General features: G+C 36.3%; 16 protein-coding genes and 2 other annotated features. Of the genes, 10 read left to right on the top strand and 6 right to left on the bottom strand.

The features are described 5' to 3' along the window. Nucleotides 1–14: 14 nt before the first annotated feature. On the bottom strand, nucleotides 15–311 hold the full coding sequence (locus MKX65_RS14665; protein WP_160549207.1) for a DUF6509 family protein: 297 nt from the start codon (nucleotides 309–311) through the stop codon (nucleotides 15–17). Nucleotides 312–436: 125 nt separating this feature from the next. On the opposite strand from MKX65_RS14665, the gene MKX65_RS14660 reads away from it, so the two are divergent. Both MKX65_RS14660 and MKX65_RS14655 read left to right on the top strand, forming a co-directional pair. Continuing rightward, the gene (locus MKX65_RS14660; RefSeq protein WP_340904225.1) at nucleotides 437–1,672 is read left to right on the top strand and encodes a two-component system sensor histidine kinase NtrB; all 1,236 of its coding nucleotides are present in this window, start codon (nucleotides 437–439) and stop codon (nucleotides 1,670–1,672) included. Between the two features lie 82 nt (nucleotides 1,673–1,754). After that, a complete protein-coding gene (locus MKX65_RS14655) occupies nucleotides 1,755–3,143 on the top strand; it encodes an amino acid permease (RefSeq protein ID WP_340904223.1) in 1,389 nt (462 codons plus the stop codon). A gap of 26 nt (nucleotides 3,144–3,169) precedes the next feature. Here the strand turns inward: MKX65_RS14655 and MKX65_RS14650 are convergent, their stop codons facing one another. Together MKX65_RS14650 and MKX65_RS14645 are read right to left on the bottom strand one after the other, a co-directional pair. Continuing rightward, a complete protein-coding gene (locus tag MKX65_RS14650) occupies nucleotides 3,170–3,796 on the bottom strand; it encodes a LysE family transporter (protein WP_340904221.1) in 627 nt (208 codons plus the stop codon). A gap of 133 nt (nucleotides 3,797–3,929) precedes the next feature. Further along, the gene (locus tag MKX65_RS14645) at nucleotides 3,930–4,091 is read right to left on the bottom strand and encodes a hypothetical protein (RefSeq protein WP_340904219.1); all 162 of its coding nucleotides are present in this window, start codon (nucleotides 4,089–4,091) and stop codon (nucleotides 3,930–3,932) included. Between the two features lie 221 nt (nucleotides 4,092–4,312). On the opposite strand from MKX65_RS14645, the gene MKX65_RS14640 reads away from it, so the two are divergent. Then, a complete protein-coding gene (locus MKX65_RS14640; protein ID WP_160549211.1) occupies nucleotides 4,313–4,513 on the top strand; it encodes a cold-shock protein in 201 nt (66 codons plus the stop codon). 45 nt (nucleotides 4,514–4,558) lie between these two features. Here MKX65_RS14640 and MKX65_RS14635 read toward each other — a convergent pair whose 3' ends face one another. After that, nucleotides 4,559–5,056: a GNAT family N-acetyltransferase gene (locus tag MKX65_RS14635; protein ID WP_340904218.1), complete on the bottom strand. Its 498-nt coding sequence runs from the start codon at nucleotides 5,054–5,056 to the stop codon at nucleotides 4,559–4,561. Between the two features lie 105 nt (nucleotides 5,057–5,161). On the opposite strand from MKX65_RS14635, the gene MKX65_RS14630 reads away from it, so the two are divergent. The 3 genes from MKX65_RS14630 to MKX65_RS14620 all read left to right on the top strand — a co-directional run bounded on the left by MKX65_RS14630 (nucleotide 5,162) and on the right by MKX65_RS14620 (nucleotide 6,046). Beyond that, nucleotides 5,162–5,437, top strand: coding sequence for a hypothetical protein (locus tag MKX65_RS14630; RefSeq protein WP_340904217.1), 276 nt, complete (start codon nucleotides 5,162–5,164; stop codon nucleotides 5,435–5,437). 50 nt (nucleotides 5,438–5,487) lie between these two features. After that, nucleotides 5,488–5,709, top strand: coding sequence for a hypothetical protein (locus tag MKX65_RS14625; protein ID WP_340904215.1), 222 nt, complete (start codon nucleotides 5,488–5,490; stop codon nucleotides 5,707–5,709). 106 nt (nucleotides 5,710–5,815) lie between these two features. Next, a complete protein-coding gene (locus MKX65_RS14620) occupies nucleotides 5,816–6,046 on the top strand; it encodes a hypothetical protein (protein WP_340904213.1) in 231 nt (76 codons plus the stop codon). 113 nt (nucleotides 6,047–6,159) lie between these two features. On the opposite strand, the gene MKX65_RS14615 is transcribed toward MKX65_RS14620, so the two are convergent. Beyond that, entirely contained in the window at nucleotides 6,160–6,339 is a 180-nt protein-coding gene (locus tag MKX65_RS14615; protein ID WP_119708775.1) for an H-type small acid-soluble spore protein, read from the bottom strand. Between the two features lie 239 nt (nucleotides 6,340–6,578). Here MKX65_RS14615 and MKX65_RS14610 point away from each other — a divergent pair, with 239 nt between their 5' ends. The 3 genes from MKX65_RS14610 to MKX65_RS14600 are packed head-to-tail and all read left to right on the top strand — an operon-like array spanning nucleotide 6,579 to nucleotide 10,129. Next, on the top strand, nucleotides 6,579–7,328 hold the full coding sequence (locus MKX65_RS14610) for a DeoR/GlpR family DNA-binding transcription regulator (RefSeq protein WP_340904209.1): 750 nt from the start codon (nucleotides 6,579–6,581) through the stop codon (nucleotides 7,326–7,328). Beyond that, nucleotides 7,325–8,236: a 1-phosphofructokinase gene (gene pfkB / locus MKX65_RS14605; RefSeq protein WP_340904207.1), complete on the top strand. Its 912-nt coding sequence runs from the start codon at nucleotides 7,325–7,327 to the stop codon at nucleotides 8,234–8,236. The genes MKX65_RS14610 and pfkB overlap by 4 nt, the downstream gene beginning before the upstream one ends. Before the next feature lie 12 nt (nucleotides 8,237–8,248). Then, nucleotides 8,249–10,129, top strand: coding sequence for a PTS fructose transporter subunit IIABC (locus tag MKX65_RS14600; protein ID WP_340904206.1), 1,881 nt, complete (start codon nucleotides 8,249–8,251; stop codon nucleotides 10,127–10,129). A 74-nt stretch (nucleotides 10,130–10,203) separates the two neighbouring features. On the opposite strand, the gene MKX65_RS14595 is transcribed toward MKX65_RS14600, so the two are convergent. Continuing rightward, nucleotides 10,204–11,469, bottom strand: coding sequence for an MFS transporter (locus MKX65_RS14595; protein ID WP_340904205.1), 1,266 nt, complete (start codon nucleotides 11,467–11,469; stop codon nucleotides 10,204–10,206). A gap of 187 nt (nucleotides 11,470–11,656) precedes the next feature. On the opposite strand from MKX65_RS14595, the gene MKX65_RS14590 reads away from it, so the two are divergent. Then, the gene (locus tag MKX65_RS14590) at nucleotides 11,657–12,298 is read left to right on the top strand and encodes an MOSC domain-containing protein (protein WP_160549222.1); all 642 of its coding nucleotides are present in this window, start codon (nucleotides 11,657–11,659) and stop codon (nucleotides 12,296–12,298) included. 75 nt (nucleotides 12,299–12,373) lie between these two features. Next, nucleotides 12,374–12,628 (top strand) — a binding site (T-box leader). A 31-nt stretch (nucleotides 12,629–12,659) separates the two neighbouring features. Next, nucleotides 12,660–12,870: a binding site (T-box leader), on the top strand. Nucleotides 12,871–12,913 lie beyond the last annotated feature (43 nt).

Genomic DNA, 12,913 nt, shown 5'->3' with positions numbered 1-12,913 from the left:
AGCGATTGCTCTTTTTACTCCTCTTCAGCTTCTAGGTAATGCTCTTTACAAAATGATTGAAGCAGTTTTATCTCTTCATCTTCTAAGTCAAATTCCAGCACCTTTTCTGTGTCTGATTCTAGTATGTGATAATGTGAAACACGTGGACCATTGTCGTCAACAATATATAGGACCTTTAACTTAAGCCCCTGTTCTCGGTACAATTCATCCTCTTCTTCCACAGTAAAATCGATCAAGAATTCATATCGATTTCCTGTTAGTATGTTGAATGGGTCTTCAACTTTTTCAACTGTATATTCTGTGAATTTCATCTTTTACCTCCTGATTGTAACTTGTATTAGTATACCCTTATTTTGTTGGATGGAAAAGCAGTTTTCATAAGTAGGTACTAAGCGTATAATAATAGGAAGAACATTACATGCTAGGAGAGTTTCATTTGATAATTAATCATAACATAAAAGAAATGGAACAATTAAAGCAAGAATTGTCTTTTTACAAAAGGTTTGTGTCTTTACTGCCTTTTTCTTTTACATATAGTGACCCGGAATTAAGAATGAAGCTTACTAAGGATGAAAACGTAAATTTAATAAAAAATTCAACAGCAAATAATAGAGAGCTAAAGATCACCTCTACTCATAGGGTTCCTTTTGAAGAAATTGAGATATTTCTAAATGAAATATTAGATGTAGTACCGCATCATATTGTATTTATTAATTCAGAAGGAATAGTCACTCTTTGCAATGCTCAGGCCGCAATCGATTTACATGTTGATCGTGAAAATGTAGTTGGCAAGCATTTACGAGAACTACTCCAGATTCCGGATGAACAAATCAAAATGCTTGAGACGTTACGAACGGGTATGCCAATTATTAATCAAGAAATATTAGATAAAAATTACGGCATTATTAATACAAGACTAATTAAGAACTATGAAGGAAAGATTGAACGCGTCGTTGGTGTATTTCGATTCTTAAATCATATTAAGGAAGCAGAAAAACAAACTTTAGCAAGTAGAATAGCAGCGGGAATCGCTCATGAAATTCGAAATCCTTTAACGACTGTAAGAGGTTTTTTACAATTGTTACAGGGGAGAGTGGATGAGGAGACTGCGGAGATGTTTCAGTCACTTCTTATTCCAGAGATTGATCGCGCAAACAAAATAATAACCGACTTTCTGCGTATTTCGAAGCCTGGTACGGTTAAGAGAGAAATTTTGGAGGTGAAAGATTTCTTTATCGATTACCTTGGTCATTTTCTTAACAGTGATGCTCTGCTTCATAATGTGAATATTACATATAAAATTAGTGAGGAATCTGCAGGTAGTTTCTTTGTAGGTGATCGAGAAGAGTTATTCCAAGTTTTCTCTAATTTATATAGAAATTCCTTGCAAGCCAAGGATGATAGTACAATGGAAATCATGATTTCAACCGAATTGATAGGATCAAAAATATTCATTGAATTCGTTGATAATGGTCTTGGGATTGAGCCTAACCTACTCCAACATGTATTTGATCCTTTCTTCACAACAAAGGATGAGGGAACTGGATTAGGTCTCTCTGTCTCAAAGAAAATCATTGAAAACTATCATGGAACGATGAATGTTCAAAGCAGTCCTTTAGGAACCCGCTTTCTTATTTATTTGCCTGTTTATACAGGAAATCTACCTCTTTAATCATACATAAAAACATTTTGTTCTATAGATACATAACTCTTTCCTGTTCATCGAACAATAGGTAATTAAAGGGGAGAATTATGTGGATAAAAAGACAAAAGGAAACGAAGAGGGACTTTCCTGGTATGCGTTAGCCTTAATTGGAGTCGGGTGTATTATCGGAACTGGCTTCTTTTTAGGTTCAAGTATCGGAATTCAAATGGCTGGTCCAGCTGTCCTATTGGCTTTTTTAATAGCAGGGACAGGAACTTATATTGTTTATGACTCTCTCGGACGAATGTCCGCTCAGGACCCTCAAAAAGGATCATTTCGGGCATATGCGAAAAAGGCATTTGGTCCATGGGCTGGATTTACAAGTGGATGGGTATATTGGATGTCAGAAATGCTGATAACTGGAAGTCAGCTTACAGCTCTTTCGATCTTTGCTAAATTTTGGTTTCCAAATTTCCCTTTATGGGTCTTTTCCGCTTTTTTTGCTGCTCTAGGTATTATTGTTGTTCTTCTAGGTAATAAAGGGTTCGAGAAGATAGAAAATCTCCTCGGTGTGATAAAGATTTCCGCTATTTTAATGTTTATAATTATAGCAATTCTTGCTTTAACTGGAGTGATTGACGGTCAGAAGGGATTTGATCATTTCCCTAATGCCAAAAATGAAATATTGCCAAATGGATTAAAAGGTTTATGGTCTGCACTAATTTTTGGATTTTACGCTTTTGGCGGAATAGAAATTATGGGGATTATGGCCACGCGTTTGAAAAACAAAGATGATGCCCCTAAAGCAGGGAAAATCATGCTCATCGTCTTAACAACCATTTACCTTATATCAATATTTCTAGCTGTCACAATGATACCATGGCAAGAACATTCCGATAAAAAAAGTCCCTTTGTTAGTGCTCTTCACGAATATGCCAACTTAGGGTTTGTTCCACATGTGTTTAATGGGGCTCTTATCATTGCAGGATTCTCCACCATGTCAGCATCGTTATTCGCTATAACTACGATGTTAGTAACAATGGCAGACGACCATGATGCTCCAAAATTATTAGCGAAGCAAGGGAAATTAAAAGTACCACCAATAGCTTTACTGGTCACCATATCAGGTTTGGTTGCCTCCATCGTCACTGCGCGGTTGATGCCGGACTCCATTTATGAATATATTACAACAGCAGCCGGATTAATGCTTTTATACAATTGGATCCTGGTTTTATTTTCCGCTCCTCGTCTCATTACTTTTTCTCGCTGGGACCATATTAAGAGATTTATTGGGCTGGGACTTATCCTTTTAGCTATTTCAGGTACGTTATTACATGCTTCTTCTCGACCTGGATTGTTTGTCAGTCTTTTAATAGTGCTTATTATAGTTTTGGCTGACATCATCTCTCATTTTGTCAAAGGCCGAGCTAAAAAGAAAAAAATAAACACACACAATGGTAAGATAAAAAGCCATCGACACTATCGTAAACGGCAATAAGCCCCTAATTTTTAGGGGCATTTATTTTAGTTCATAAAGATTTTAACCGCTTCAAACCCGAAATATAAGCCGAAACCAATTAAGGATATAGAAGAAATAATCGTGATTATTGTTAGCAATTTTGTTGTAAGTAATTTCCTAAAGCTGCTTGCAACTGCTGCCATACACACGTCCCATATGACAAGTCCTAAAATGATGGCACTGCTAAAGTATAATAGCTCTGTATGTTCATACATGGTTGTGGTTTTTGCTAATACTGACCCATATATACCTAACCAAAATAAAATAGTTAGAGGATTAGAAATAGACATGAAAAATCCAGTGAAGAAAGATTTAGATAAAGAAGCATCCCTATTTCCATTGCTAAGGACAATTTTTCCAGCACCTATTAACCCTTCCACACCAGTGTAGACCAATACAAAAAATCCAAATAACCATAAAAACATTTTTACAATAGGAATTTCAATGAACTGAGAAAATCCTAAAAAAACTAGTAGCATATAAATAATGTCTGCTATCACAGACCCTAGGCCTAACACCCACGCGTTCAAAAAGCCATGTTTAATGCTTTTATCCATTTGTGCAGCATTAATGGGACCAATTGGAGCAGCAAGTGATAAACCTAGTAGCACATAACTGAAAAATACACCCAAAGCAATTTCCCTCCAATCAAATACAACTGCTCGTACACATTGTATTCATGAAGGATTGCTTGTACGACAAAAAAATTAATGTGAATTCAGATTAAAATTCCCTTTAACATAATTATGTTAAAGGGAACAAGGGTTAGTCGTTCTCTTGGTATTCTGAATCAATTCGTTCATTTAAGTAAGTATTAAGAGTTGTGGCAAATTGAATAGATTGAAGACTCATCTCCTCTTCAATTCCGTAACTAGTTGTTTGTTTTTTATAAGGAACCTGGAAGTTATTCTGCTTTCTATAATCCATTGGTAGTCTCCTTTCGTATACAATGTAATGTTAGTATATGCACTTTCGTAGTATTTATTGGGAAAATGTTTTCTATACAAATTTTCACAACAGTGGTATAATATTATTAATGGATAAAAAGCGGAATAGAAAATCCAATTATTATAAAAAGGGTGATAGATTGGTCTTCTTTTTTATAATAGCTGGATTTTTTATTATTTAGCTACTTTAGGAGGGGAAATATGGGATTCGGAAGAAAAAATCAAGAAGAAGTTGTGAAAGAAGAAACAAAGGTGTGGATCTGCTCATCAGAAAGCTGTAAGTGTTGGATTCGTGACAATTTTAAAAGCACCGAAAGCCCAAGCTGCCCCTTATGTCATAGTGAAATGAAGCAATCAACGAAAATCATCGAAGTGTTAAACAATCCAAGTAAGTCATACTAATATGAAAGAGAAAGGCTAATCCTAGCCTTTCTCAAAGTTTTTCTTCTACTCTGTTGGAAGGATGAGTTGATAGAAAAGTACATCCTGCCAAGCATCAAATTTATACCCAACCTCTTTAAAATGTCCTGCTAATGTAAATCCAAACTTCTTATGTAAGGCTATACTTCCTTCGTTTCCGGCTGTTATCCCACCGATCATTGTATGGAATCCTTGTTCTTTTGCTCTTTTAATTAACTCAGACATTAATGCTGTGCCAATCCCTAAGCCTCTCGCCGCTGAAGAAATGTAAATTGATAATTCAGTGGTTGAATTGAATGCCGCTTTTTCACGGAACGAACTTAAGCTCCCATAACCAACCACTTCACCATTCCATTCAGAAACAATTAATGGATATTTATCACCGTATTTGGCAAACCAAATTTTTCTCTTTTCTAATGATTCTGGTTCTAGATCAAAGGTGGCGGTTGTATTTACGATTGCCTCATTATATATTGATAAAAGGATAGGTAAATCATTAATTTGTGCTTCGCGAATGTTCAACATGGTAAATCCTCCAATAAGATAAAATATGTGTACTATTTTACCTTTTCAATGGGTAAATGAAAACACAAATGTAATAATTAGAAACAAAAAAGGAGAACATTCCTTGTGATTATGACTCAGCGATATTTTACTGTAACTAGAAAAATTGTAGATGGTACACAGGTAGTATTACATCAAGAGCAATTAATAAAAATGTTTAAAGATAAGATTACTACAAGTGCTTCTACTTTTTCACTTTCCAATGTTCATGATATTTCTTTTAGAAAATTGACAGAAGAGTTAGGAATTCTATATTTACATACGAATCAAGGATTGTTTCCTTATAAGGTGAGAGAAGAACCACACGGCTTTATTGCAATGTTCTATAAGCTAAAAAATTAGCATTAAAGTCACCGTGGTGGCTTTTTTATTTTGCCCGATATCTCAAAAAGTTGAATACCTTATATTGGAGCACGGGTAACCGTGGTAATGGGATCTTTAATAACGATGATAACGGTATTTTTGATAATGATCGAAATGGTCGAAATAACGATATCTTTGACAATGATAACGATGACAACGACTTGGATCTAGATCTTAATGATGATGATAACAATAATGATCGTAATGGCCTTGGTGGAAATAATGGAAATATGACAGGTAGAAACCGTTAAGAAATCTGGTTGGGCATAGAATTATGCCCAACCTTTTAAATTTGAACTTTTTGTGACAGTTTGTTATAATTATTGTAAAATTCAGTATAGATCGTGGAGGTATCATATGCTTCGAACAATTATTGCTGGAATTGGTGGTTTTTTTCTCGTATTCATTGAGTTATTTTTAGTCATGAAGTTAAAAGGTTGGCACTCAATTGAAATTGGAGGTATTGCACCTTTTGTAAGTGTATGGTCAATGAATTTCTTTCTATTATTTACAATGTTCTCTCATGCGCATTTATGGTATGAAAAGGTCCAAGATAAGCGCAATCAAGCTCAGCCTGAAGGGAAATAAACAGAAGTGTCCACATATTGTATGGATGCTTTTTTTGACCAAATTAAAATTAAATCCTTAAAATAAAACAACCAAAAAGCTTCATAATTGGAAGTCCTTTTGGTTGTTTTTTATTATACTTCTTCGAGTTCTGAAATATCTACCGTTGATCTTTCTTCCAATGGGCCCCTCAAATGAACAGTTGCTGTCTTTCCATCTTCATGAAGCTCGTCGATCCACACTGAAGCACCGTTATACTCCACGTGAATATCCGCTGATGATGATAAAATTTGCTTTACTCTTCTAGAATCCATTATTATCGCCTCCTTATCTAATTCATTTACTACTTTCCCCAAACAGATAGTAAATCATGTGAATGTTTTTAAGTGAATCTTTTCATACTCTCATAGGAAAAAGGTGAATTTTGTCGAATTTTTGATAGTTTTTGATAATTTAAGAAAGATCTTGATAGAAAGTGATTGATTTTCTAAAGGGGTTGCAGTACACTTGATTCAAGAATTAAAAAAAGAAAGCGTTTTAATGGGGTGATACATTGTTAACACCAGAGCGCCATCGGTTGATTTTGCAGCAATTAAAAGAAAAAGGTGTTGTGAAAATACAAGACCTTGTTGATTTAACAAGTTCATCAGAGTCAACGATTAGAAGGGACTTAACACAACTAGAAGATGATAAGTTCTTAAAAAGGATACATGGTGGTGCCGCTCGATTACAGGGTAAGCTACAAGAACCGAGCATGGTCGAAAAAGCGACCAAAAACCTTCAACCAAAGAAGAGAATTGCCAAGTATGCCTCTAGCTTAGTGGAAGAAGGAGATTGTATTTTTCTTGATGCAGGATCAACAGTTTTGGAAATGATTCCTTACTTACCAACAAACATCGTGGTCGTGACCAATGGACTTATGCATGTAAAGCCTTTACTAGATAGAAACATCCCAATGTATCTAATCGGTGGTTATGCAAAACCTAAGACGAATGCCATTATTGGTCGAGGAGCACTAACGAGTTTAGAACTATACCGTTTTGATAAATGTTTTATGGGAGTAAATGGAATCCATACTCAGTTCGGGTACACAACACCTGATCAAGAAGAAGCAATGATAAAGCAATCAGCAATTTCTCTCTCAAGAGAAGTTTTTGTGTTAAGTGATGAATCGAAGTTTTCAGAAATAGCATTCGCTAAGATTGCTGACTTACATGAAGCGTCAATCATTACAGATGACTTGAACAGCGAGTTCCAAGATCAATACATGAGCAAAACGACAATAAAGGTTGTGAAAGAATGATTTACACCGTAACACTTAATCCTTCTCTTGATTACATAGTCGAGGTAGAGGATTTAACACTAGGAGATCTGAATCGTACAAAGAATGAGTCGAAATTTCCTGGTGGAAAAGGAATAAATGTTTCAAGATTACTTAAAAGAATGGGTGTTCCTAGTAAGGCTTTGGGTTTTGTTGGTGGATTTACAGGATTATATATCAAGAATTATTTACAAATGGAAAACATTGAAACAAAATTTGTAGAAGTTCATGAAGATACGAGAATTAATGTGAAGTTAAAATCTACTAGCGAAACAGAAGTTAATGCAAAGGGACCAAACATTACAGAAGCAGATTTTAAAAAGCTTCAGGATCAGATATCACAATTAACTTCAGAAGATACATTAGTATTAGCAGGGAGCATTCCATCAAGTATGGAGTCAAGTACGTATGAGAAACTGGTGTCTATATGTAATCTAAATCAAACAAAGTTTGTTGTTGATGCTGAAGGAGAATTATTAAAGAAAGTTCTACCATATAAACCTTTTCTTATAAAGCCAAATCACCACGAACTTGGTGAATTATTTGATACTAGTTTTACCACTGCAGAACAAGTAGTGCCTTATGCTCGTAAGCTTGTTGAAATGGGAGCAGAAAACGTCATTGTATCCTTGGCAGGAGAAGGAGCCGTGTTAGTAAATTCTGAAGTTGCCTTCCTTTCAAATGTACCAAAAGGGGAAGTGAAAAGTTCAGTTGGAGCTGGAGATTCAATGGTGGCTGGATTTTTAGCGAGATATGAAGAAACAAAAGAAATTGATGAAGCGTTTCGTTACAGTGTTGCATCTGGAAGTGCAACTGCCTTTTCAATTGGGTTAGCAACGAAAGAAAAGATAGAAACACTATATACAAATGTTAACATTACAAAGTTCTAAGGAGAAATAGAGATGAAAATTACCGAAATTTTAACAAAAGAAACCATTCATCTAAACCTTTCAGGCTCAACAAAGCCTGAAGCGATTGATCAGCTCGTTGCTGTATTAGATCGCGCTGGAAAGCTAGAGGATGCAAAGGAATTTAAGGCGGGTATTTTAAAGCGTGAAGAGCAAAGTACCACAGGAATTGGAGAAGGAATCGCCATTCCTCATGCAAAAACGAAGGCAGTTAAAACAGCTTCAATTGCATTTGGTAAGTCGGTAAATGGAATTGACTACGATTCACTGGATGGTCAACCGGCCCATTTATTCTTTATGATTGCAGCTCCAGAAGGGGCGAATAATACACATTTGGAAGCGCTCGCAAGACTTTCATCCATCTTAATGAAAAGTGAAGTAAGAGAAGCGTTATTAAACGCAAATACAGAAAGAGATGTTTTGAACATTATCGATCAGTATGACCAGGTAGAGGAAGAGGAAGGGGACGAGGAAACGATGTCTGGGGAAAAGAAATTTATCGTTGCAGTCACTGCTTGTCCAACTGGAATTGCTCATACGTATATGGCTGCGGATTCTCTAAAGGCTAAGGCCGCTGAACTAGGTGTAGACATTAAAGTTGAAACAAGAGGTTCTGGCGGAGCAAAGAATGTCTTAACACCTGCTGAAATTGAAAGAGCAGTTGCTGTCATTGTTGCAGCCGATACAAATGTTGAAACCGATCGTTTTAATGGTAAGCATGTTATTGAAACAAAAGTAGCAGACGGAATTCGTAAACCGAAGGAACTTATTGAAAGAGCTTTAAAACAAGATGCCCCAATCTTAAAGGGTAGTGGAAATGCATCTTCTTCTTCTGAGCAAAAAGGTCAAGGTGTAGGTGCTACCATTTATAAACATCTAATGAGTGGTGTGTCTAATATGCTTCCATTTGTTGTAGGTGGAGGAATTTTAATAGCTATCTCTTTCATGTTTGGTTACAACGCTTTTAATCCAGAAGATCCTTCGTATCACCCTATTGCAGAAGCATTAATGACAATCGGTGGTGGTAGTGGTGCATTTGGTTTTATCGTTCCTATTTTAGCAGCGTTTATTGCCATGAGTATCGCTGACCGTCCTGGCTTTGCAGCTGGTGCAGTTGGAGGATTATTAGCTAATAGTGGTGGTGCAGGGTTCCTAGGTGGAATTATTGCAGGTTTCTTAGCAGGTTATATTGTTGTTGGTTTGAAAAAGGTGCTAACTAGTTTACCATCATCACTTGAAGGTATTAAAACGATTCTTTTATATCCTTTACTAGGTATTGCTATTACAGGTTTTGCAATGATCTATATTGTAAATGGTCCAGTTGGAGCGCTTAATACAGGAATTACTAATTGGTTATCAGGTTTAGGTACAGGAAATGCCGTATTACTGGGATTAGTACTTGGTTTAATGATGGCATTTGATATGGGTGGACCGATTAACAAAGCTGCGTACGTATTTGGAACTGGGTTGTTAGCAAATGGAGTTTATGAGCCAATGGCTGCAGTAATGGCAGCAGGTATGGTTCCTCCGCTGGGAATTGCGATTGCTACTACTTTCTTTGGTAAAAAGTTCACAAAGCAAGATAGAGAAGCAGGAAAAGTTAACTATATTATGGGATTATCTTTTATTACAGAAGGAGCTATTCCTTTTGCGGCGGCTGATCCGCTTCGTGTCATTCCTTCACTGATGGCTGGTTCAGCGGTTGCTGGTGCATTAACAATGATGTTTGGAATTGGATTACGCGCACCACACGGTGGATTATTCGTAGTTCCATTAGTTGAGGGTGGATGGTTTATGTATTTAATCGCTATCGTTGCTGGAGCGATTGTATCAGGAGTTATACTAGGTCTAGTAAAGAAACCTGTTCAAGAATAAAACAACGTCAAGGTCAGTGGATATCACTTGAAAAATTTAAAAGTAAAGTCGTACTGCTAGCAGTACGACTTTTTTTAAGCACTTTTTTTCTCGGGTTTTATACCAAATAAGATTACAAGTAAACCAACAGCACTTATGCAAGCTAGTATATAAAATAGGGAGGCTTGGAGATGTTTTTGTAGAATCGCCATGATAGGTGGACCCGCTGCTACACCAATAAACCTCATCGAGCTGTAGATGGAGGAAATGGTGCCTCTCTCCTCCATCTCGATTCCTTCAGTTATGAACGCATCTAAACAAGGAAGTCCCACGCCTATTCCAATGCCACCAATGGTAAACATAGATATCATAAACCATAAATGATCTGAAAAGCTTAGAGTTGCTGTACTAATCGATAGTAAAACGATTCCAACAAACGTAATCCATTTCATCAAAACTTTATTTTCCTTAATCATTTTACCTGTTATATATGAAGCAAGGCATAGTGCTCCGAGTGGAATTGTTAAAAACAATCCTTTCTTCACATCTTTAATGTTATACTGTTTCTCCAATATATCTGAGAGGTAAAATAGGATTCCAAATAAAACAAACATGAGAATAACTCCAACAATAAATACAGTGTAGAGCCAAAGGCCATCTTTAATAAAGATTTTCTTTACGTTTTGGAAAAACTTCTTAAATGGAATTGGTTCTGTTCTCTTCTTAGGATTTTGAACGAGAAAGAGAGTTAAAATGATAGATATGATACAAAACGCAGGGATAGCCCAGAATGGTAGATGCCAGAAATAACTTGCTAAAAAAGCACCAAGAATTGGACTTAATACTTTTCCCAAAGTGTTTGATGTCTCAATCACTCCAAGAGAGCTGCTAACGTCTTCTTCGCTTTTAAACATATCTCCGATCAAGGGCATAACTATTGGGAAGGCACCTGCTGCACCAACACCTTGTAAAGCCCTTCCGGTTAAAATAATCCAGTAAGGATCAGCGATTTTCCAAGAAGCCCATCCAGAAATAAGACCTCCAATTCCTGCAATGAATAGACTTGGGACTATCACTTTTTTTCTCCCAATATGGTCAGAAACATAACCGGCAATTGGGATCAATAAGATCGCAACAATTGAATAAACCGTAATAATCATACTTGTTTGGAAGGGAGAAATATTAATTTTCTTTTCCATAACGGGAAGTACCGGTATTAGCATCGAGTTACCAAGTGTCATCACAAGAGGAATAGATGATAAGGAAAGCACCGCCCACCTTTGATTATGGTGTTTACCATCACCTTTCTTTTTGTTTTCCTTATATTTTTTCCCGTTTCTAGATTTGTAAGAATTCGACATTTCGACCCGCCTTCATTCATTTTTTATAAGAAAGGGACCTATTCACCAAATTAGTGATTACTCGCATACCTATAATATGGATCTAAGCATCCAAACTCATGAGTCTTTTTAATATTACATAAAAATGGATTTTCCAAACATTGTAGGCTAAAATATGTATCATCATGTGAAGGTATGGGGTGACAAGATGGGAGAGATAATTGCGCTAAGTGTTGGTAAGCCGAAATCATTTTTGTGGAAAGGGAAAAACGAAAGCTCAGGAATTGGAAAAGGAAAGGTATCTATAGCCGAGTTAACAAAGAATGGATTTGTTGGTGATGGTGTAGCGAATTTAGAACACCATGGGGGGCCAGAGCGAGCGGTATGTGTCTACTCTTTTGAACATTATAAGCAATGGGAAAAGGAGTTTAATGTAAAGCTTTCCCTACCAGCTTTAGGAGAAAACCTTTGTGTATCAGGTATGCTTGAAAAGGATGTTTACATAGGTGATGTATATTCGCTAGGTAATGCAGTTGTTCAAGTTACACAAGGTCGTGTTCCTTGCTCTACCATTTCAAAATTTAATGATATAGACGTATTTTTAAAAAGAATTGTTGAGACCAACTATACTGGTTATTTCTTTAAAGTACTGCAGGAAGGAACGGTACAGGCTGACGGGAAGCTCGAATTGATAGAAAGAACCCAAGATAAAGTATCTATCCTATACGCCAATCAGATCTTCCTTCATGATAAGAAAAATAAAGCCGGTTTAAAAGACTTATTAGAAGTAAATGAATTGGCATATGTGTGGAGACAAAAAATAGAAAAACTGTTAGTGAAAAATATTTAATTTAACTTTTAAAAAATTTCTGTTATTAACATTGACTTTTATATATATATCTTATATGATAATAAGCAATTAAAGACTACGGCATTGATGAAGAGTAGTACCTTTTACAGAAACTATAGAGAGCTGATGGTTGGTGCAAATCAGTGTGGAAGTATTAGGGAATGGACTTCGGAGCCTCCAAACCGAACCGTTTAAAGTAGTAGGCCTTGGCGAAAGTCTCATCGTTACAAGAGACAGATATTTGTTGCTTCATGGAAAGCAAAGATATCTGTAAAGTGAGCTAATACATTTAGCTAATAAAGGTGGCACCACGGGTTTCTCGTCCTTTTTCAGGAGAGAAGCCCTTTTTGTATTTCATAAAAGAAAATCGTCGATTAAGAGTAGTAAGCCGAGTTTGTTTGACACAGAGAGTCGGGATTGCTGAGAACCGATCAAACCCTTGGCTGAATGGACTTATGAGAGTGGTCTTGAACTTGCAGTAGGGACCAACGGAATTCCACCGTTATAAGGAATTAAAGGGAGCATGTATGCTCTGAACCTGAGGTGGCACCACGATGATCATCGTCCTCTATACGTAGTTTTCTACGTATAGAGGACTTTTTTTATTTATAAGGA

This window comes from Robertmurraya sp. FSL R5-0851, from assembly GCF_038002965.1.
GTDB lineage: Bacteria > Bacillota > Bacilli > Bacillales > Cytobacillaceae > Robertmurraya_A > Robertmurraya_A beringensis.
The sequence above is the reverse complement of the archived record's forward strand: the minus strand, read 5'-3'. Positions and strand labels throughout refer to the sequence as shown.

Bases quoted from the DNA above. Each gene is read 5' to 3' on its own strand.
- MKX65_RS14665 (WP_160549207.1), bottom strand. From the start codon at position 311: ATGAAATTCACAGAATATACAGTTGAAAAAGTTGAAGACCCATTCAAC.
- MKX65_RS14645 (WP_340904219.1), bottom strand. From the start codon at position 4,091: ATGGATTATAGAAAGCAGAATAACTTCCAGGTTCCTTATAAAAAACAA.
- MKX65_RS14640 (WP_160549211.1), top strand. From the start codon at position 4,313: ATGGGATTCGGAAGAAAAAATCAAGAAGAAGTTGTGAAAGAAGAAACA.
- MKX65_RS14635 (WP_340904218.1), bottom strand. From the start codon at position 5,056: ATGTTGAACATTCGCGAAGCACAAATTAATGATTTACCTATCCTTTTA.
- MKX65_RS14620 (WP_340904213.1), top strand. From the start codon at position 5,816: ATGCTTCGAACAATTATTGCTGGAATTGGTGGTTTTTTTCTCGTATTC.
- MKX65_RS14615 (WP_119708775.1), bottom strand. From the start codon at position 6,339: ATGGATTCTAGAAGAGTAAAGCAAATTTTATCATCATCAGCGGATATT.
- pfkB (WP_340904207.1), top strand. From the start codon at position 7,325: ATGATTTACACCGTAACACTTAATCCTTCTCTTGATTACATAGTCGAG.
- MKX65_RS14600 (WP_340904206.1), top strand. From the start codon at position 8,249: ATGAAAATTACCGAAATTTTAACAAAAGAAACCATTCATCTAAACCTT.
- MKX65_RS14595 (WP_340904205.1), bottom strand. From the start codon at position 11,469: ATGTCGAATTCTTACAAATCTAGAAACGGGAAAAAATATAAGGAAAAC.
- MKX65_RS14590 (WP_160549222.1), top strand. From the start codon at position 11,657: ATGGGAGAGATAATTGCGCTAAGTGTTGGTAAGCCGAAATCATTTTTG.